General features: G+C 58.9%; 22 protein-coding genes and 1 other RNA gene. 14 read left to right on the top strand and 9 right to left on the bottom strand.

Features of this window, described 5'->3' with window-relative positions; genetic code table 11:
- The first annotated feature begins 139 nt into the window (after nt 1-139).
- A complete protein-coding gene (gene recN, locus SLW75_RS27430; protein ID WP_065987615.1) occupies nt 140-1,813 on the top strand; it encodes a DNA repair protein RecN in 1,674 nt (557 codons plus the stop codon).
- Nucleotides 1,814-1,924: 111 nt separating this feature from the next.
- Here recN and fur read toward each other — a convergent pair whose 3' ends face one another.
- The gene (gene fur, locus SLW75_RS27425; RefSeq protein WP_065987616.1) at nt 1,925-2,332 is read right to left on the bottom strand and encodes a ferric iron uptake transcriptional regulator; all 408 of its coding nucleotides are present in this window, start codon (nt 2,330-2,332) and stop codon (nt 1,925-1,927) included.
- A gap of 98 nt (nt 2,333-2,430) precedes the next feature.
- Here fur and SLW75_RS27420 point away from each other — a divergent pair, with 98 nt between their 5' ends.
- Nucleotides 2,431-2,955, top strand: a complete 525-nt coding sequence (locus tag SLW75_RS27420; RefSeq protein ID WP_410935995.1) for an outer membrane protein assembly factor BamE — start codon at nt 2,431-2,433, stop codon at nt 2,953-2,955.
- Between the two features lie 87 nt (nt 2,956-3,042).
- Here the strand turns inward: SLW75_RS27420 and SLW75_RS27415 are convergent, their stop codons facing one another.
- The 3 genes from SLW75_RS27415 to SLW75_RS27405 are packed head-to-tail and all read right to left on the bottom strand — an operon-like array spanning nt 3,043 to nt 5,201.
- The gene (locus tag SLW75_RS27415; protein WP_192132978.1) at nt 3,043-3,363 is read right to left on the bottom strand and encodes an RnfH family protein; all 321 of its coding nucleotides are present in this window, start codon (nt 3,361-3,363) and stop codon (nt 3,043-3,045) included.
- Nucleotides 3,356-3,790 (bottom strand): type II toxin-antitoxin system RatA family toxin, encoded by a 435-nt coding sequence (locus SLW75_RS27410; RefSeq protein ID WP_065987619.1) that lies wholly within the window; start codon nt 3,788-3,790, stop codon nt 3,356-3,358. Before SLW75_RS27410 ends, SLW75_RS27415 begins: the two co-directional genes overlap by 8 nt.
- A 7-nt stretch (nt 3,791-3,797) precedes the next feature.
- On the bottom strand, nt 3,798-5,201 hold the full coding sequence (locus SLW75_RS27405) for a sodium-dependent transporter (RefSeq protein WP_410935994.1): 1,404 nt from the start codon (nt 5,199-5,201) through the stop codon (nt 3,798-3,800).
- A 127-nt stretch (nt 5,202-5,328) separates the two neighbouring features.
- Between SLW75_RS27405 and smpB the strand changes: the two genes are divergently transcribed.
- Entirely contained in the window at nt 5,329-5,811 is a 483-nt protein-coding gene (gene smpB / locus SLW75_RS27400; RefSeq protein WP_065987620.1) for an SsrA-binding protein SmpB, read from the top strand.
- A gap of 121 nt (nt 5,812-5,932) precedes the next feature.
- On the opposite strand, the gene SLW75_RS27395 is transcribed toward smpB, so the two are convergent.
- Nucleotides 5,933-6,700 carry a GntR family transcriptional regulator gene (locus SLW75_RS27395; RefSeq protein WP_410935993.1) on the bottom strand — a complete coding sequence of 256 codons (768 nt, stop codon included), beginning with the start codon at nt 6,698-6,700 and terminating at the stop codon, nt 5,933-5,935.
- Between the two features lie 428 nt (nt 6,701-7,128).
- Between SLW75_RS27395 and SLW75_RS27390 the strand changes: the two genes are divergently transcribed.
- From SLW75_RS27390 to SLW75_RS27340, 11 genes are all read left to right on the top strand, one after another.
- Nucleotides 7,129-8,835 (top strand): lactate permease LctP family transporter, encoded by a 1,707-nt coding sequence (locus tag SLW75_RS27390; RefSeq protein WP_410935992.1) that lies wholly within the window; start codon nt 7,129-7,131, stop codon nt 8,833-8,835.
- Between the two features lie 67 nt (nt 8,836-8,902).
- Nucleotides 8,903-10,048 carry an FMN-dependent L-lactate dehydrogenase LldD gene (lldD, locus tag SLW75_RS27385; protein ID WP_410929631.1) on the top strand — a complete coding sequence of 382 codons (1,146 nt, stop codon included), beginning with the start codon at nt 8,903-8,905 and terminating at the stop codon, nt 10,046-10,048.
- Nucleotides 10,049-10,123: 75 nt separating this feature from the next.
- On the top strand, nt 10,124-12,934 hold the full coding sequence (locus SLW75_RS27380) for an FAD-binding and (Fe-S)-binding domain-containing protein (RefSeq protein WP_410935991.1): 2,811 nt from the start codon (nt 10,124-10,126) through the stop codon (nt 12,932-12,934).
- A 209-nt stretch (nt 12,935-13,143) separates the two neighbouring features.
- Complete coding sequence (locus tag SLW75_RS27375) at nt 13,144-13,434, top strand: hypothetical protein (protein ID WP_410929629.1); 291 nt, start codon at nt 13,144-13,146, stop codon at nt 13,432-13,434.
- A 113-nt stretch (nt 13,435-13,547) separates the two neighbouring features.
- Nucleotides 13,548-13,939, top strand: a transfer-messenger RNA (tmRNA) gene (ssrA, locus tag SLW75_RS27370).
- A 150-nt stretch (nt 13,940-14,089) separates the two neighbouring features.
- Nucleotides 14,090-14,608 carry a hypothetical protein gene (locus tag SLW75_RS27365; protein WP_410935990.1) on the top strand — a complete coding sequence of 173 codons (519 nt, stop codon included), beginning with the start codon at nt 14,090-14,092 and terminating at the stop codon, nt 14,606-14,608.
- Nucleotides 14,608-15,009 carry a hypothetical protein gene (locus SLW75_RS27360; RefSeq protein WP_410935989.1) on the top strand — a complete coding sequence of 134 codons (402 nt, stop codon included), beginning with the start codon at nt 14,608-14,610 and terminating at the stop codon, nt 15,007-15,009. Before SLW75_RS27365 ends, SLW75_RS27360 begins: the two co-directional genes overlap by 1 nt.
- Nucleotides 15,010-15,338: 329 nt before the next feature.
- Entirely contained in the window at nt 15,339-15,578 is a 240-nt protein-coding gene (locus tag SLW75_RS27355) for a hypothetical protein (protein WP_410935988.1), read from the top strand.
- A 313-nt stretch (nt 15,579-15,891) separates the two neighbouring features.
- The gene (locus SLW75_RS27350) at nt 15,892-16,392 is read left to right on the top strand and encodes a hypothetical protein (RefSeq protein WP_410935987.1); all 501 of its coding nucleotides are present in this window, start codon (nt 15,892-15,894) and stop codon (nt 16,390-16,392) included.
- Entirely contained in the window at nt 16,389-16,679 is a 291-nt protein-coding gene (locus SLW75_RS27345) for a hypothetical protein (protein ID WP_410935986.1), read from the top strand. The genes SLW75_RS27350 and SLW75_RS27345 overlap by 4 nt, the downstream gene beginning before the upstream one ends.
- A 97-nt stretch (nt 16,680-16,776) precedes the next feature.
- Nucleotides 16,777-17,040 carry a pyocin activator PrtN family protein gene (locus SLW75_RS27340; RefSeq protein ID WP_410935985.1) on the top strand — a complete coding sequence of 88 codons (264 nt, stop codon included), beginning with the start codon at nt 16,777-16,779 and terminating at the stop codon, nt 17,038-17,040.
- 6 nt (nt 17,041-17,046) lie between these two features.
- Here SLW75_RS27340 and SLW75_RS27335 read toward each other — a convergent pair whose 3' ends face one another.
- From SLW75_RS27335 to SLW75_RS27320, 4 genes are all read right to left on the bottom strand, one after another.
- Nucleotides 17,047-18,294 carry an SGNH/GDSL hydrolase family protein gene (locus SLW75_RS27335; protein ID WP_410935984.1) on the bottom strand — a complete coding sequence of 416 codons (1,248 nt, stop codon included), beginning with the start codon at nt 18,292-18,294 and terminating at the stop codon, nt 17,047-17,049.
- Nucleotides 18,291-18,506, bottom strand: coding sequence for a hypothetical protein (locus tag SLW75_RS27330; protein WP_410935983.1), 216 nt, complete (start codon nt 18,504-18,506; stop codon nt 18,291-18,293). The genes SLW75_RS27335 and SLW75_RS27330 overlap by 4 nt, the downstream gene beginning before the upstream one ends.
- Before the next feature lie 73 nt (nt 18,507-18,579).
- Nucleotides 18,580-19,005: a cell wall hydrolase gene (locus SLW75_RS27325; protein ID WP_192132999.1), complete on the bottom strand. Its 426-nt coding sequence runs from the start codon at nt 19,003-19,005 to the stop codon at nt 18,580-18,582.
- A gap of 57 nt (nt 19,006-19,062) precedes the next feature.
- Nucleotides 19,063-19,672: hypothetical protein (locus SLW75_RS27320; protein ID WP_410935982.1), on the bottom strand; the 610-nt coding region annotated here is incomplete at its 5' end.

Here is a 19,672-nt window from a genome sequence, read left to right as displayed (position 1 = left end):
CGGCCCCGCACGGTGGCGAAATGCAGGTTTGATGCTAAAAATGGGAGACGACCTTTCAAATCGAGCTAAGGGCGGGCATTGTCAGCCCAAACCAAAACACTGTATAAATAACCAGACAAATTGTTTGGGAGCCGCTCTGATGCTGGTCCACCTGTCCATACATAACTACGCCATCGTTGAACATCTCGATCTCGAACTGGATCGCGGCATGAGTGTGATCACCGGGGAAACCGGGGCTGGCAAGTCGATCATGCTCGACGCCCTCGGCCTGACGCTGGGCGATCGCGCCGACAGTGGCGTGGTAAGGCCAGGGGCCGACAAGGCAGACATTCTCGCGACCTTCGACGTGTCGGATATCCCTGAAGCAAGCGCCTGGCTGAAGGAGCGGGACCTCGAAACCGACGGCCCCTGCATTCTGCGCCGCGTCATTACTGCCGAAGGCCGTTCACGCGCCTACATCAATGGCACGCCATGCCCCCAGGGCGACCTGAAAGCACTTGGTGAACTGGTCATCGACATTCACAGCCAGCACGAGCATCAGTCACTGCTCAAGACCGATACCCATCGGCGACTGCTGGACGAATACGCGGGCGCCACCGATCTCGCCCGCCAGGTTCATCTGGCCTCCCAGCGGTGGCGGCAAACGCGGCAGGAGCTTGAACGTCTTTCCAACTCCGGCGACGAGCAGCGTGCCAAGCATCAGTTGCTGAGCTACCAGCTTGAAGAGCTGGAAAGCCTGAGCCTCGGCGAAAACGAACTCGAGCGGCTGGAACAGGAACACACCACGCTGACCAATGCCGAGAGCCTGCTGGGCATCTGCCGGCAAGTGGTCGAGCTGTGCAGTGAAAGCGATTCGGGCAATGCGCTGAACGCACTGACCGCCAGCCTCAACAGACTCAGCAGCGTGAACAACACGCCCGATGCACTGAATGAAGCGACCAATCTGCTTTCCAGTGCGCAGATTCAGGTCGAGGAAGCCGTCGGCGAGATCAATCGTTTCCTCGATCGCTTCGAAGCGGACCCCGCCCGCCTGCAGCAAATCGAAGAGCGCCTCGACACCATCTACACGCTGGCACGCAAACACCGCGTGCAGCCGACTGAAGTCGCGGCGCTGCATCAGAAATTGCTCGACGAGATCGAAACCCTCAACGCCAACGATGAAGCGATCGAGAGACTGGAGCACGAGGTAGGTTCCTACGCGCGGCACTATCAAGAGAAGGCGCGCGAACTGAGTGACCTGCGTCACCGCGCTGCACCGGAGCTGGCCCACAAGGTCGAGCACGAAATCCAGCGGCTGGGCATGCCGGGCGGCCGTTTCAATATCGAGCTGCGTGAGAACGTAGATAAAGAACTGTCACCCAACGGGCTGGAGCAGGTTGAGCTGCTGGTCAGCGCCAACCCGGGTCAGCCGCTCAAGGCGCTGGCGAAAGTGGCGTCGGGCGGGGAGCTGTCGCGAATTAGCCTGGCGATACAGGTGATCACCGCACAGACATCCCGGGTTCCGACGCTGGTGTTTGACGAAGTCGACGTTGGTATCGGTGGCCCAACGGCTGAGATTGTTGGCCAGCTGCTGCGACGTCTTGGCGAACGCGGCCAGGTCATGACGGTTACCCACTTGCCGCAAGTGGCCGCCCAAGGGCATCAACACCTGTTCGTGCACAAGGTTCGTGAAGCGGATGTGACGCGCACGGCGGTGTCCAAGCTGAGCAAAAATGAACGTGTGGAAGAAGTGGCGCGAATGCTGGGAGGGATCGATCTGACCAAGGAGTCGCTCGCGCACGCCAAGAAAATGGTGGTCACGTCCAAATCGTGACGATCATTATGGCCTGAGCCGGACGGCGTTGATGTGGCGGTATCCCGATCCCGCAACGTAGACACAACAAAGGCGACCCGCGGGTCGCCTTTGTCGTACTTCACAAAAGGCTTACACCTTTTGCTTGCGTACGTAGAGCACCAGATTGTGATCAACCAGCTCGAAGCCGTGCTTGCTCACAATGGCTTTTTGCAGTTTTTCGATTTCTTCGTCGAAGAACTCGATAACCTCGCCGGATTCCACGTTGACCATATGGTCGTGGTGACCTCCGTCAGCCAGCTCGAATACCGCATGGCCGCCGTCGAAATTGTGGCGAACCACCAATCCGGCCGCTTCGAACTGAGTCAGAACTCGGTAAACCGTTGCCAGACCGACGTCTTCGTTGGCCTCCATCAGCGCCTTGTAGACGTCCTCCGCGCTCATGTGACGCTGCTGCGCAGAATCGAGCATTTGAAGGATCTTGACCCGCGGCAGGGTCACTTTAAGTCCGGCTTTGCGTAGTTCGCTATTTTCAACCATGGTCAGCTTTCTCGCAGACGCTGCTTCGCAGCTTCTCTTAATGCAGGTATGATCGGGGTTTACGTTGTCCCAGCCAAGATAGTGGAAGTCGCCCACCGATGCAAAACACCAAGCTCTTGCTAACCAGTTTCACCTTCGTGGGACTGCTCGCACTCGCCGGTTGTTCATTCCCCGGGGTTTATAAAATCGACATCCAACAGGGCAATGTCGTCACGCAGGACATGATAGACCAGTTACGCCCGGGAATGACCCGTCGGCAAGTAAGGTTTATCATGGGCAACCCCTTGTTGACCGACACTTTCCACCCTGAACGCTGGGACTATCTGTACAGCCTGCAGCCTGGTGGTGGTGAACGCCAGCAGGAGCGTGTCAGCCTGATATTCAACGGCAATGACCAACTGGCGAGCCTGTCCGGTGACTTCAAGCCGGGCGTCAGCCGCGACGAGGCCATTCTCGGCAATAGCAGCGACACGAGTGTCACCCCCGAAAATCAAGGGACGCCGCCGCCGAAGGAAGAGCCGCCGAAGCCTGGTTCGTTGCTTGAGCAGATTCAGAACGATGTCGACAAGGTCGAGACCGTGCCCGTTCCTTCCCAGGAACCACTGGACACAAATCCGCGCTGATCCACCGTTTCCCAGTAGAATCAGCCGCACAAAAAAGCCCGGACATCCCGGGCTTTTTTACGTCTCTCAATCGTGCCGATGAGAAAATTAAATCGATTTTTGCGCCTTTCTTGAAGCCGCGGCTTTTAAAGCGCGCAGACGCCGTACCTCTTTCGGATCAGCGAGCAACGGGCGATAAATCTCGACTCTGTCACCGTCATCCAGCTCGCGCCGCTCCGGATCGCCAACGAGCTTGCCGAAGATGCCCATCGGGCACTGCGCGAGATCCAGCTCAGGAAAACGCTCGGCCATGCCCGACGCGATAGCCGCAGCGCGTACTGATGTTCCGGCAGGCACATCCAGTGCGAGCAACGTCTGACGGTCAACGGCGGCATACACCACCTCAACGCGAATCAGCCGCTCAGCCATGCAGCTCTTTGGCTCGCTGGCAGAAGGCGTCAACCAGAGTGTTGGCGGCCTGATTGAACAGCGGCCCCAATGTTGCGCGGACGATCGAGCCGCTGTAGTCGAACGACAGGTCCAGACTGATCTTGCAGGCCTTTTCATTCAGGGCCTTGAAGGTCCAGACGCCGTGCAGCTGGCTGAAAGGCCCCTCCTCCAGATTCATCTCGATGGTTTGCCCCGGCGTCAGCGTATTGCGTGTGACGAAGTGCTGGCTCAAGCCGCCTTTGGCGATCTCGACACGCGCACGCATTGAGGTATCACTCTGCTCCAGCACACTGGCGCCGGAACACCAGGGCAGAAACTCGGAGTAGCGACTCACGTCATTGACCAGGTCATAAAGCGCCTGGGCGGGATACGGCAAAAGGGCGGAACGTTGAATATGCGTAGTCATGTCAGCGTCATTTCCAAAGCTGAGCGGCAAAGACAATCAAGATGCCGATCGGCGCCACATAGCGCATCAAAGAGAACGTTAAAGCGAACAGAACCGGGCTACGTACCGACAACTCGTCGCGCACCGCACCGCGTCCCATCACCCAACCTGCGAATACCACGAAACACAATCCACCCAACGGCAGCATGATCCGCGAGGTGAAGAAATCGATCACGCCAAAGAAATCCAGCCCCGACGACGATCCCCACTGATAGAGATGGAACCCGCCGCCTTCGTTCACGAAGAATTTGGCCTGCTTCCAGATGTTGAAAGAGAAAACCGTCCCAAGGCCCACGAACCAGCAGATGAACGATAGCCAGAAAGTCACCCAGCCACGGCGCACCTTCGTACGCTCGACCAGGTACGCGACCATGGGCTCGAGCAAGGAAATGGCCGAACTCCAGGCCGCGACGGCGACAAGGATAAAGAACACCACGCCCATGACGGTACCGAAGGCGACGTGACCAAATGCATACGGCAAGGTAACGAACATCAAGCCCGGCCCTTCGCTTGGGTTCAGGCCCGCTGCGAACACAATCGGAAACAATGCAAGGCCCGCCAGCAGCGACACAAACGTGTCGAGCAATGCCACGCCGACCACTGTCGCGCTGATCGACGCCTCCTTGGTCATGTAGGCGCCGTAGATCATGATCGATCCAACGCCCACGCTGAGCGAGAAGAACGCGTGCCCCATGGCCGGGAGCAGACCATCAAGGACCTTCTCAGGCGTGAAGTCGAACATGAAATGCACGCCTTCCATGAAGTGCCCGGTGGTCAGGCTATAACCCAACAGAATCACGATGAGCACGAACAGCAACGGCATCAGGATGCGCAGGCTGCGCTCAAGGCCGGCGTTGACGCCCTTGGCAATGGTGATCGCCGACAGCAGCATGAACAACGTGTGCCAGCCGACCAGGCGCCATGGATCAGCGATCATCTCGCCAAAATAGGCACCGACACCGTCAGGCGTCACGCCTTTGAAATCGCCCTTGCCGACATCGATGATGTACTCGAGCGACCAGCCCCCCACGACGCTATAGAAAGAGAGGATGAGCAACGCGGTGACCATGCCGGCAAACGCGCCCCATGACCACTTCGACGAATGCCCGGCGGCGAGCGCCAGCGAACGCAGCGCGTTGGCCGGACTCTGCCGCGCACGACGGCCGATGAGCGTCTCGGCGATCATGACCGGAATCCCGATCAGGGCGATGCACGCGAGGAACACCAGCACAAACGCACCGCCGCCGTAGACGCCGACCATGTAGGGGAATTTCCAGATGCTGCCCAAACCCACGGCAGAGCCGGTGGCAGCCAGGATGAACACCCAGCGACTGGCCCAACTCCCGTGAACCGAAACCTTGTCCGTCGACATCGTTGACACGTCCAACACGCAAAAAAGATCGCGCATTGTCCGGGATTCACTCCACGTGCTCAAGCACACAGCTTCAGCGTGCGAGCCCATAGCCGAGACGCCCGTTGATCCCTATAATGCGTCGCCTATGGCTAAGCTCAAGAAACATCCCACAGGGACCATCGCGCAAAATAAAAAGGCGCGTCACGATTACTTCATCGAACACAAGTTCGAGGCCGGTCTGGTCCTGGCTGGCTGGGAAGTAAAAAGCCTGCGTGCCAACAAGGTGCAGCTGGTTGACAGTTACGTGTTGCTCAAGGACGGTGAGGCCTGGCTGATGGGTAGCCATATCTCGCCGTTGACGACAGCCAGTACCCACGTCATCGCTGACCCGACACGCACCCGTAAACTGTTGCTCAACAAGCGCGAGCTGGAGAAGCTAACGTCGTCTGTTCAGCAAAAAGGCTATGCCTGCGTGGCCCTTGCCCTTTACTGGAAGCAGCACTTGATCAAGTGCGAGATTGCTCTGGGTAAAGGCAAGAAGGAATACGACAAGCGCGACACCGAGCGCGAACGCGATTCCAATCGCGAGCTGCAACGCGCAGTGCGGAACAAGGGCAAGGAAGACTGACTCAGTCTCTCCCGCCTGTTTCGGCAAGACCGGGTCTCGGCTGAGGCCCGGTAAAAATGCACGTTCAGCAGCGCCGGCTGGTTATCAGCGGCCCTCTCCCATCGTGCGCAACATCACCTCCTCAAATCCGGCTGCGCCGCTCAGCCCGGGCAGTTCGCTGCACTTGCTGGCGCACTTCCTCCAGCACTTCCTGCACGTACAGCAAGTGACGGCTCGACACTTCTCGAGCGTCGTCCGCCCGCCCTTCGATAATCGCCAGGTACAACTCACGATGCTGATCGATCAGCATGTCCCGGGTTTCTGCGCGCTGTTTGTACATGCCGCCAATGTTGGTGACGACACTGCGCCGCAGCAGATCGAACAGACCGCGAATGGTGTGCAGCAACACGGCGTTATGGCTGGCTTCGGCGATGGCGAGGTGAAAATTGGCGTCCGCCGCGCCCTCCTCCGCGCGGCTCACTTCCTCCGCACGGCTGTAGCAGTCCTGCAAAGCATCAAAGGCTTCGCGCAGCTGCAGCCGATCAACATCTGTCGCACGTATCGCCGCGTAGTAGGCGCAGGAGGCTTCAAGGGTGTGGCGAAATTCGAGCAGGTCGCGCTGGGCTTCCGGACTGCTTTCCAGCAGATGAAGCAGCGGATCGCTGAACGTCGACCCAATGCTGTCGACGACGTAGTTGCCGCCCCCCTGACGGCTGACCAACAGCCCTTTGGCCGTCAGCTTTTGAATGGCTTCGCGCAGCGAGGGGCGTGACACACCAAATTGCTCGGCCAGCGCTCGCTCAGCCGGCAGGCGACCGCCGGAGCGCAGCGTGCCCTCCAGAATCATCCTTTCCAGCTGCTCGACAATATCGTCGGACAAGCGGCGCTGACGCACCTGATCAAACCCCATAACCCTTCACTCCACATCCCGACTGCCCCGCCTGACATGGCCGCGGGGCGCATATTCTCGCCCATCGTAACCAGACATTCACCCGGCAGATGTAGGAGAAATCGCCCTCTCAGGCGAAGAGCGGGCGAAATCCGGGCGAGCTGCTACGAAAGTTTAAGCGTCATAAATTGACACACCATCGGCAAGGCTTCTAACCTAGCGCCAAGACATTGTAAATTGGTATTACCAATTTACAATGCCGGCGATGGACGGCTTGCCGCTGTCCCACGCTGCAGGCACTTCCCGACGGCGGAACGCTTGAGCTGGTGAGCTGTGCGACTCGTTCGTCAGCGCCGGCAGGAAGACAGACAGGCAGTTGTCACCTGCAGGAGCCGCGCACGTAAGACATGGACACCGGGCCTAACCAAAAACAATTAGGGGCCTCATACATGCAAACCTGGCAACAGCTCTACACACCTCTTGGCGGCTTGGGCTTTTCGGCGCTGGCGGCTGTCATTCCGATCGTTTTCTTCTTTCTCGCGCTGGCGATATTCCGGCTCAAGGGCCACGTCGCAGGCGCCATCACGCTTGTTCTCGCCATACTGATCGCGATCTTCGCGTTCCAGATGCCTGCCGACATGGCCGTTGCTTCCGCCGGTTACGGGTTCCTCTACGGCTTGTGGCCGATCGCGTGGATCATCGTCGCCGCCGTGTTTCTCTACAAACTGACGGTCAAAAGCGGCCAGTTCGAGATCATTCGCAGTTCGGTCATGTCGATCACTGACGACCAGCGCCTGCAGGTCTTGCTGATCGGTTTCTGCTTCGGCGCGTTTCTGGAAGGAGCCGCAGGCTTCGGCGCACCGGTGGCGATCACCGCTGCGTTGCTCGTTGGCCTGGGTTTGAACCCGCTGTACGCCGCCGGCCTCTGCCTGATCGCCAACACTGCACCCGTGGCGTTTGGTGCATTGGGTATTCCGATCATCGTGGCCGGTCAGGTGTCGGGCCTCGACCCGTTCAAGATCGGTGCGATGGCCGGTCGTCAATTGCCGCTGTTGTCGGTGTTCGTGCCGTTCTGGCTGATGTTCATGATGGACGGCGTGAAAGGCGTCAAGGAGACCTGGCCGGCGGCGCTGGTCGCGGGCGGCAGCTTCGCCATCGTTCAATTTCTGACCTCCAACTTCATCGGCCCGGAACTGCCTGACATTACCTCGGCGCTGGTCAGCCTCGTGGCCCTGACGTTCTTCCTGAAAGTCTGGCAGCCCGCTCGCGCAGCCGATGCGCAGATCGCCGGTGCGCCAGGCGGTGCCGCAGTCATGGGCGGCGGCGCAGGAAATGCAGGCGGCTTTGGTCAGCCGCGCACCACCAAGAAATCGCCGTACTCGGCGGGCACCATCGTCAAGGCATGGTCGCCCTTCCTGATCCTCACAGTCGTCGTGACGATCTGGACGCTGAAGCCGTTCAAGGCGCTGTTCGCGGCAGGCGGTCCGCTGCAAGCGCTGACCATGAACTTCCCCGTCCCGCACCTGGATCAACTGGTCATGAAGATGGCGCCGATTGTCGCCAACCCGACCGCCATGCCAGCGGTGTACAAGTTTGACCTGCTCGCCGCCTCGGGCAGCGCGATTTTGATCTCGGCGATTCTGGCAATGATTGTGCTGCGGATCAGCGCCAAAACCGGGCTGACCACGTTCAAAGAAACGCTCATCGAACTGCGCTGGGCCATCGTGTCCATCGGCATGGTGCTGGCCTTCGCCTTCGTCATGAACTACTCCGGCATGTCCTCCACCCTGGCGCTGGTCCTCGCCGGGACAGGCAGCGCCTTCCCGTTCTTCTCGCCGTTCCTCGGCTGGCTGGGCGTATTCCTGACGGGTTCCGACACCTCGTCGAACGCGCTGTTCGGCTCGTTGCAGGCGACTACCGCACATCAACTGGGCGTCAGTGACGTGCTGATGGTGGCGGCCAACTCCAGCGGCGGCGTGACCGGCAAGATGATTTCCCCGCAATCGATCGCAGTGGCCTGCGCGGCGACTGGCCTGGTGGGTAAAGAATCCGACCTGTTCCGCTTCACCCTCAAGCACAGCATTTTCTTTGCCACCATCGTTGGCTGCATCACCTACGCCCAGGCGTACTGGTTCACCGGCATGCTGGTTCATTAATCAGACGAGCGCCGGGTGCGTTTTTAGCGCCCGGCTGTGGCCCCCGCTCACTCATCTGCGAGATCCCATGATCATTTCTGCCTCCACCGACTACCGCGCCGCCGCTCAGCGCAAACTGCCGCCCTTCCTGTTTCACTACGCCGACGGCGGCGCCTACGCCGAGCACACCCTGCGCCACAACGTATCCGACCTGGCCAGCATTGCGCTGCGCCAGCGCATCCTGAAGAACATGTCCGAGCTGAGTCTGGAGACGACGCTGTTCGGTGAAACCCTGAGCATGCCGATGGCACTGGCACCGGTCGGTCTCTGCGGCATGTACGCCCGCCGTGGCGAAGTACAGGCCGCCCGCGCTGCCGACGCCAAGGGCATTCCGTTCACGCTGTCGACGGTTTCGTTGTGCCCGATTGAAGAAGTCGCTCCGGCGATCAAGCGACCCATGTGGTTTCAGCTCTACGTGCTGAAAGACCGCGGCTTCATGCGGAATGCGCTGGAGCGAGCCAAAGCCGCCGGCGTGAAGACACTGGTATTCACCGTCGACATGCCCGTCCCGGGCGCTCGTTACCGTGACGCGCATTCCGGCATGAGCGGCAAAAGCGGGCCGATGCGCCGCGTTTTGCAAGCCATGACTCACCCGCAATGGGCGTGGGATGTCGGCATCAACGGCCGCCCCCACGACTTGGGCAACGTGTCGGCCTATCGCGGCAACCCTACCGGTCTCACCGACTACATCGCCTGGCTGGGCAACAACTTCGATCCATCGATTTCATGGAAAGACCTGGAATGGATTCGCGATTCCTGGGACGGCCCGATGATCATCAAGGGCATCCTCGACCCGGAAGACGCCCGGGATGCCGTGAAATTCGGCGCCGACGGCATCGTTGTGTCCAACCATGGCGGTCGCCAGCTCGATGGCGCGCTGTCCACCGCCCGCGCGCTGCCCGCCATCGCTGACGCGGTGAAAGGCGATCTGAAGATTCTCGCCGACTCCGGCATTCGCAGCGGCCTGGACGTAGTGCGCATGATCGCCCTCGGGGCCGACACCGTGCTGATCGGCCGCGCGTTCATCTACGCCTTGGCCACCCACGGCGAGGCCGGGGTGAAAAACCTGCTGGATCTGTTCGAGAAGGAAATGCGCGTGGCGATGGTCCTGACCGGCGCCAAGTCGATCAGCGAGATCACTCGCGATTCGCTGGTTCGCGAACTGGGCGCCTGAACGGCGCCGATCCCGACCTATGCGGCCCGACAGAGGCCGCAGCCGCCACTGAGATGCACCCATGAGGAAAACCGCATGACCTTGCCCGCCGCGTTTCTGGACGGAGTGAACAGCCTCATTCCTGCCGGAAGACGCTTCGACGACCCGCTCTCGACCCTGGCCTTTGGCACCGACGCCAGTTTTTATCGGCTGATCCCCAAACTGGTCATCCGCGTCGAATCAGAAGACGAAGTCGTGGCGCTGCTGAAGCTGGCGCAGGCGGATAAAGTCTCCGTGACCTTCCGCGCGGCGGGCACCAGCCTGTCGGGGCAGGCTATCAGCGACTCAGTATTGATCGTGCTCGGCGACAACTGGAACGGCCGTGAAATACGCGAGCAAGGTGCGCAGATCCGTTTGCAACCGGGCGTCATCGGTGCACAGGCCAATGTCTGGCTGGCGCCGTTCGGGCGCAAGATCGGTCCAGACCCGGCGTCCATGCACGCAGCAAAAATCGGCGGCATCGTTGCCAACAATTCCAGCGGCATGTGCTGCGGCACGGCCCAGAACACCTACCACACCCTCGCCGGCATTCGGCTGGTGCTCGGCGACGGCACTCGCTTGGACACGGAAGATGCCGCCAGCGTCGCTGCATTTAAAGTCAGCCATGGCGAGCTGCTCCACCGCCTCGCGCAACTGGGTCGTGAGACGCGCGCAAATACGGAACTCGCTGCGAAGATCCGCCACAAGTACCGCTTGAAGAACACGTGCGGCCTGTCGCTAAACGCCTTGGTGGATTTCGACGAGCCCCTCGACATCCTCAGTCACCTGCTGGTGGGTTCGGAGGGCACGCTGGGTTTCATCAGTGCGGTGACATATGACACGGTGCCCGATCACCCGAACAAGGCGACGACGCTGATTGTCTTTCCCGACATCGAAACCTGCTGCAACGCCGTAACGGTTCTGAAGACCCAGCCAGTCGCTGCCGTCGAACTGCTTGATCGACGCAGCCTGCGTTCGGTGCAGAACAAGCCAGGCATGCCGGCATTCGTTCGTGAGCTGTCGGAAGGCGCCTGCGCCCTGTTGATCGAAGCCCGCGCCGCGACCCGGCCGTTGCTGCACGAACAACTGGCCCAGATCACGGCGTCCATCGCGCATTTCCCGGTCGAGAAGCAGGTTGATTTCACCGAAGACGCGATCGAAAACGCGCGGCTCTGGGCCATTCGCAAAGACACCTTCCCTGCCGTCGGCGCGGTGCGTGAGACCGGTACGACCGTCATCATCGAAGACGTCACCTTCCCCGTCGAGCAACTGGCCGTCGGCGTTCGGCGACTGATCGAACTGTTCGAAAAGCACCGCTACGACGAAGCGATCCTGTTCGGCCATGCGTTGGAGGGCAACCTGCACTTCGTCTTCACCCAAGGGTTCAACGACCCGCAGGAAATCGCGCGTTATTCCGCGTTCATGGATGACGTCACGCAACTGGTGGCCGTGGAGTTCAACGGCTCGCTGAAGGCTGAACACGGCACCGGCCGCAACATGGCGCCGTTCGTGGAGCTTGAGTGGGGCGGCGAGGCTTATGCGCTGATGTGGCAACTCAAACGGTTGCTTGACCCCGCTGGCATCCTCAATCCGGACGTCGTGCTCAGTGAGGATCCGCAGGTGCACCTCAAGCACCTGAAACCCATGCCCGCTGCCGATGCGATCGTCGACAAATGCATCGAGTGCGGCTTTTGCGAACCGGTGTGTCCGTCGAAAGGGCTGACCCTGAGTCCACGGCAGCGGATCGTCATGTGGCGTGACATTCAGGCGAAAAAACGTGCGGGCACCGACACCACTCAGCTGGAGCGCGATTACCAGTACCAGGGCATCGACACCTGCGCCGCCACCGGTTTGTGCGCGCAACGTTGCCCGGTCGGCATCAATACCGGCGAACTGGTGAAAAAGCTTCGTGGGGACCAAGCGCATCATGACAAGGCCGCCAGCTGGATCAGTCAGCATTTTGCGACAGCGTTGAAGGGCGCGCGATTTACGCTGCATGCGGCCAATGGCGCACGCATGCTGCTTGGCGCGCCGAGGCTGGCGAAGATTTCCAGCGCGCTGAGCAAGGCGTCGTCGGGCCGCGTACCTCAGTGGACGCCGGCGATGCCGCAACCCGAGCACGCTATTCGCTTCACGCCCCCGTTTGAAGATACGCGCCCCCGCGTAGTCTATCTGGCCGCCTGCGTGTCCCGCGTCATGGGGCCTGCGGCGGGGGATCGCGAACAGATGTCGCTGATGGACAAGACCCGAGGGCTGCTGGAGAAAGCCGGCTATCAAGTGGTGTTCCCGGAAGACCAAGACAGCCTGTGCTGCGGGCAACCCTTCGCTTCCAAGGGCTACGCCGAGCAGGCGGAGGACAAGCGCCAGCAGATGCTCGCTGCGCTGACCAAGGCCAGTCGTGGCGGGCTTGATCCGATCTATTGCGACACCAGCCCCTGCACCCTGCGTCTGGTTCAGGACCTCAAGGAAACACGGCTCGACCTGTATGACCCGGTACGTTTCATCCGCACCCATCTGCTGGATAAACTGGTGTTCACCCCGCAGCAGGCGCCCATCGCCGTTCACGTCACCTGCAGCACGCAACACCTGGGCGAGAGCCAGGCGCTGATCGACCTTGCGAGGATGTGCAGCGTGAATGTGGTCGTGCCCGAAGGCATTCATTGCTGCGGGTTCGCGGGCGACAAAGGCTTCACCACACCGGAGCTGAACGCCCATGCGCTGCGCTCGCTGAAAGACGCGGTTCAGTACTGTGATGAAGGCATTTCGACCAGCCGGACGTGCGAGATCGGGCTTACGCAATACGGCGGTATCGACTACCACGGCCTGGTCTATCTCGTGGATCGAGTGACTCAACCAAGAACCCCTTAATGCACACAAATGGGGCGCAGATCGCCCCATAATCCCGAAACATCCGGCAACGTGGCTTTTTCACAGCATCGTGAAAAAAAAATAGAACCCCTGCGACAGGCGGCAGTCCATCTCTTTAGGCGCCACAAACCATTCGGCGCTTTTCCCTATATCTCGGGCACCGGCAAATTGAGCGGCGACACCGAGTCAACAGGCTCAAGGAGATACACATGAAGCGCACCGCACTGACTGGACTGTTTCTTACCGCTGCACTGTTGGGCTCCCCGGTTTTCGCTGCTGATGACCTGTGCGGCGCGAACATCGCGGCACTGAAGAATGCTGAAGCGTCGACTGTCACCAACCTCGCCGGCGACAGCAAGACCGATATTGAAAAAACCGTTGCTGATGCCACCGCCGCGCAAAAAGCTGGTAATGAGAAAGAGTGCATCTCGATCACTCAGAAGAAAATCACCGAGCTGAAGACCGGCGGTGACGGCAGCGACGGCGGTGCCGCGAAGTAATTGCCGAATCGCGACGGCTCCAAAGCCGTAGCGAGCGGAATGTCAGGCGGACGGTCGACGTATCTCATTGATTCGGGTAGACTCCGCCGCCTGACTGCTAGAGCAGCAGAATTGGGGCCGATTAGGATTCGACGCCGGTGATGAAACTCTAGGGGCATGCCGACTTGGTAACAGAAGTCGTAAATCCACTGTTGCAACTTTCTATAGTTGCCAATGACGAAACCTACGGGGAACAAGCTCTCGCCGCGTAAGCGGTGCTAGCCTTCCTTCTGGTAGCTTCGGCTCCAGCAATCACCAGGGGATGCCTGTAAACCCAAAGTGATTGTCATACAGAACAGGATCGCCGTGCAGTACGCTGTGGACGAATCGGCTAAAACTTACACAGCTCGCCCAAAGCACCCTGCCCGTCGGGTCGCTGAGGGTTAACTTAATAGACACGGCTAAGCATGTAGGCCCGAAAGCGGAGTACTGGCGGACGGGGGTTCAAATCCCCCCGGCTCCACCAAACAAGCGTTACAAATCAAGCACTTAGCGCTCGCCGCAAGTGCTTTTTTTGTGTCTTTTGGGGCTGTTTTGGCTCCGTAATGCCAGCTTAATGACAGCGTCATCACAGGGATGAGCTGAGCCTGAATGCTCAAGATATGAGGAAATCGTGATGCTGCAGAAAATTGGGAAGGCTGTATTCAGCTTCAGCGGTACTTCTCTTTTCATAGCTGTGATAGGCGTGATGTCTTCCTTTGTAGGCCTATTCGTGGACGTCTCCGGCGCACTGTCCGTCAAATGGTTGCTATTCACGATCACCGTCGCCGCCTACGCTATTGTGATCTTACTCAAGATTGCTCACGATGCAGTCGAGCAGGGGCGACCTCCGCCAGCCTTTGAAAACCCTATAAAATATCTGAAAGATGGCCGCATTTTCGTCATCAGAAAGAATGACCATTTCCTCGCAAATATCGTGGTTGGTTGCTACTCCCAACAGGACGGCATCGACCGCCTTGCCTATCTGGGAGTGGTCGACCTCGTGCAGCCGAAAATCATCCAGATCAAAATTGAGGTCGATCTAGGGGTTCTGCGGACTGTGCCGGTCGGGCCGGATGAGCTGAAGATGTTGGAAATACGCCCAGTGGTGCCTTTTAGTGCCCTACTTAAATTTACGGACATGAGAAAAAACTGATGAATAGCCGCTATCACGGAAAGGTTGTCGCTAAGCCTGATAATTACTCCGTCGTGGTCAACATCGGCTCCGACCACCTAGTGAAGCTCGGCCAAGAGTTTCTGATTGTGGGACTGGGTGAGACCATCATCGATCCTGATACCGCAGAAGTATTAGAGCAGCTTGAAATTGTCAAAGGCAAAGTCACTGCAACGCACGTTCAACAGAAAATCTCGACGCTCACTTCCCTTGAAGTCGAGCGAGATCCGGATATCAAAGAAATTAAGCGGAAACCCTCAGGTTCCGCCTATACAAATATTTTCGGGGATCGTGAATCAGTTGTCGAAACAACCCGGATTGGGGCTGAGCGCAAAAAAACCATCCCCTATGCAGAAATTGGCGACTACATTCTGAAGGTCTAAGCGCCTCATTAGTAGGTCCGGGGCCCGGCTTCTGGTGCTGGAGCCTTATTACAGCATCAAGGGCTCGGGAAATGCGGGCCTTTTGTTGTTCGGCGCGCGTGCAACGACACTTACAAAACCGCCCCGCCGAGGCCCGTTTCTGTATTCTCCAAACGCACCTTTCAAATGGCCTGTGTGGATTAGCTGGTGTAAGAAGAACGCGCTGAGAGGGGCGTCCCAGCGCACTCCGAACACCCTAAAAACCCCTGCCGGGAACACTGATTGGTACAAAAAGTGGTACGAGTTCTTGCCCGGCCTCACTGCCCCACTCCTCTCGGAGCGTGCCTGCCATGAACACTAATGACCTCGTCATGCCCTCTGCTGTTCGCCAGGAGCTAGATATACTGCTGGCAGATATCAAGCGCGCCAGCACCAGCGACCAGGCTGAGCGCGCCGGCCTCCGAGCCGAAGGCTTCGTACTTGGCGTTGAGCGATTAAAGGCGCTGCAACCTGCATCGATCGAGGCGCTTTACCTGGTGGTGGAGCAGGCTGTAGAGGCCAGGTCGGGCGAAATTGTGGCGAGGCAATAATTTGATCCAGCTGTCTGCGCGCCTAATGTGCCCAAGCCGCTAAGGGGCAGGAAAGCATAATGGCCTGGGTCTAGACTCCGAGTGGACGATGGGTTGGAACGTTGCAAGGCGAGCCAGCTCATCAGATTAAAGAATTGGGCCTATCAGCCGAAACAATCGTTGAACCCGTGACCATTTGTAGTTCCTAACCTATAGTCACGTCCGCGCCACGAAACGTTGAGATACGTTTTCGTGGCGCGGAATTCATTTGACAGAGGGGTCGGCTTAGCGATAATCGCGACCCTAGCACTGCAACCATCAAAGGAGCCTTGTGATGAACGCGGCAAATCACCACCTTTTAGCCGATGCTCTGACTGCTGCCGAGCTTATGGGTGTAGGTGCCGTTCGTTCCTTGGACCTACTGCGTGACATAGACGGCACCATTGACGCCCTGACCCACCATACCGCGTTGCTCAGAGCGGCAGAGAGAACCTTCGCTAACGTCAAGAAGGCACTATCGTCCGGAGAGGCCGCGAAGGCTATTCCTGAGGGCGATATCATTCCTGTGCTCGAGGGTCTCCAAGATAGCTTGGTGAAATCCTTCTCAGAAAAAACGCAGAAGATGGGGTATGCCATCAGCGATCCACGACTCAGTGACGAGGATGGAGTCGTTGACGCCTATTCGATCTTCCTTGATGCGGTGGCGTCCCTCAATCGCACTACTGAGTCTCTTCGCTGGGCGATCTTGGAAAGTAATGCTGATGCGGAAGAATCTCACGCCCCAGTGATACTGAGTGAACCTTCCGATATTGATAACTACCTTGACTCTCTGTGAGGCTGAGGATTACGGCTATCGACGTGGGCCGGAAGTCGTTCAAAAACTCCTACGCCTCACTCTCTGATGAGATAAAAGCCTCCTTTAAGGAAGCCTACAGGCTGCTCCTTGATGACCCACAGCCTAAGAAACTGAGGCTTGAAAAGCTTTCGGGGCATAAGAATCCAGGTGTTTACACAATTCACATCACCTCCAACCACAGCCACAAACTTAGCTTCGAACTCATCGGAACGATCGCTGAGCTGAGGCGGATAGGCACTCACAAAGAGATTGACCGAACTCCGTAAGCCCGGCCCAGCGCCGGGCTCTTTGTATCTGGTCCTCCGTTGCAATCAATTGCAAATCTGATTGTGATCCTCTCTCAGTCACATCCCCGCCCAGCATATGAAGACACTATTCCTCCTCATGGCTCAGTACGACGGCCAGATCATCATTCCCCTGGAGCGCATCTGCTCCGACTACTTCACACACCTCACACCTGATGCGATGAAGGTGAAGGTTGCGAACGGGCAGATCGACCTGCCGTTGGTCAAGCTGGAGAACAGTCAGAAGTCAGCCCGCGGTGTCCACGTGAATGACCTTGCCGAATATCTGGATGCTCGGCACAGGGCAGCGAAGGCGGAGCATGATCGGCTCATGAGGCGTTAAGGGAGATCAGACCTTGCGGATGCCAAACTGAGCAACCTTTACCCTGGAGTCCTGGTCAATGCCTGCGGCGAGGTACAGTCCCATCCGCGCAGTGATCACCGTTTCCGTCAAGTCGCCCGTGTACCGCTGCGTCTCCAATGCGCCCTTCCAGTTGGCCGGCAAGGTGAACGGCTCTTGGTATTTGTCCATCGACCGGTAATAGATGGTGGTGGAAGTGCTGAACACCGGCTTGGTGATAATCAGCTCCGCTTCCCAGCCAAGGATTCCACGGCTGTTGCCTACAATCTCCGGCGCCGAAACCATCTCGATCACATCCCCTGCCAGCACATTAGACACCGTGACGTTCGCAGCTGGCTGCACATAGATGTAGCCGCCGGCGGCCGCCATTGCACCGGACAGCTCTATGCACTGTGCCTCTCCATATGCGGCCGGCTCCTTGTACCACCGAGTAGTGATCCCGTTCAGGCCTGAGCCGGAGGCTTTGTAGTTGTCCGCCAGCACCGATCCGCCTACCGGGTTGACCGATGCGTTGATGACACCGGTCGAGCCCGTCATCAATGGGTTCGCGTTCAGACAGCCGTATGGGCGAATTGCCGAATACAGATCAGCAGCGTCCGTCGGCAGCGGCACGCCGAAGAATTCGAAGTTGGCATTTATCACCGGCACACACTTCGACTGGATGAAATCTGCGCCGATCAGATTCGGGTGCAAGTCATCGACGGTCATGGCCTGGGTGAAGCCATCCCATATGTTCACGACCGGCACGAACTGTATGACGTAGGTCAGCACCCAGTCCTTGTAAGCAATCGCGTCCGCCAGCGCCTGGCCGGTCAGAGCCTTCGTGCCGAAGCGCGGCGTGCCAGTGCCAACAATCAGGTACTTCCCGGGCGTGTTCTGGAACGCTGTGATGGCCTTCATCACATTGGCCTTGCTATCGGCGAGCGTCATGCCGGGCGTCGTGCTGTCGTTCGTGCGCGACAGCAGCATCCACAAATCGGCCGTCGCTGAATTCAGGCAGGACGGCAGCCGTGGCATGAACTGGCCGGAGTGGTCGCCGACCTTACCTTGATTGTCCAGGTAGCTGGGAAACAGGCCCGTCTTCGCCGCGATCGCACCGGCGTAACCATAGGCTTCGGTGCCGAAGGCCTTCGGATCAATGGTGTGGCAGTTGGCGCTAAAGCTGTCGCCTAGCAGGCCAAGCCCACGCCGGATACGTCTTTTGGTTCCAGGCGCCCCGCCTATCACCAAGGTCACTTAGCCACCTCATAAGCCGCGCCGCCTTTTGGTGTGAATCGGGTGGGCGAGTTGCCCAGATCCAGACGCCACGCGCCATCAGTGCTGAATGTGTCAGCGGTCACCCAGTCAGTGCCCACTGCCTTTTCCACAAGCACGCTTCCGCCATTTGCTTTCACGGACAGCGTATGCGGGCCGTAGCTGTACTTCATCACGAATTGATCTGTACGCACTGAGCCTCCGGGGCTTCACATGTGAGTTAGGTCGTTGGTGCTGGTACCCGAGGCGCCAGCACCAGCCGAATGTTTAGGGCACGTCCTTAAAGAACACGTGGTTGCCGAGCTTCAGCGTTCGCTTCGCTTTGGCAGCCCAGTCCGGCGCCTTCGGCATGGTGGTCGCGTGATAGTGGGTCGCCCCGCCCGTAGAATCCGGCACCTTGCCGTCAATCACCTGGTCAGCAGCAATCCGGCACTGTGCCAGCTCACGGAACGGGATCTCACGCGCGCCGCTCAGGAACTGATAGTTCGGGTCATTCCGGTTCCAGCAGCTGAACTGGTACGGCTTCTGGCACACGCCGGCGTAGCCCTCGCCCCACCACGATTTATCCTTGCCGTCGTCCACTCGGTTGCGGATCGTCCAGGCCACCGACACCATCCCGGCCAGCCCCTCCCCGCGCGCTTCGCCCCACAGTGTGCGCGCCAGCACGTCACGATCTTTCTCGGTTACGGTCATGTAGTTTTCTCCAGACGAAAAAAAGCCCGCGCATGGCGGGCCTCGTTAAAAGAACGGCTATTTGATTTGGTAGCTGAAGCTGATACGCACCTGCACCGTGACCTTCACGGTAGACTTGAACTGGATCAGCACGTTGTCGGCGGTAGCATCACTCCAGATCACACCCGTCATGAGCGGTTCCTGAACACCGACACAGAACCCAGCAGCGTCCGTCACAGCGGTAAAGTCCGAAGGGATCGGGATAGAGAGCTGCAGCTGCGTCAACGTGGATTCCACCGCCGGCGTCAGCGTGATGCAGCCGGCTACCGTGACCATGTTGCCGACTCGGTGGTAGATCAGTTGGTCTCGCGGCACCGCAGCGCTGAGGTTTTGCGGGTTGCTCATGACTGGGGTGTAGAGCCCGCTGCCGTATACAGTTGCTCGCAGATTCTCCCCATCCAGAAGCGGGCCGTAGATCAGTGTCGAGCCCAGCGACGAGAAATGATTCAGCCCGTTGCCGCCGTATGGCAGTGAGGTCGTGGCGGTCGGATTTGGCGCGCCCCATGCTTGGATTGACGTCAGCTGCGGACGATACGCAGCTGGCTCGCCCAGATTGACATGGTTAACCCGCGTCCAGGGCCCGGTTTCCAAAGCGTAGTAGCGGGTCATTGGCAAGAACTCGCCGCCG

It is taken from the genome of Pseudomonas sp. W5-01, from assembly GCF_046540435.1.
In the GTDB taxonomy this organism is placed as follows: domain Bacteria; phylum Pseudomonadota; class Gammaproteobacteria; order Pseudomonadales; family Pseudomonadaceae; genus Aquipseudomonas; species Aquipseudomonas graminis_B.
Note: the sequence above shows the minus strand (reverse complement) of the source record. Positions and strands in the feature narration are given on the sequence as shown.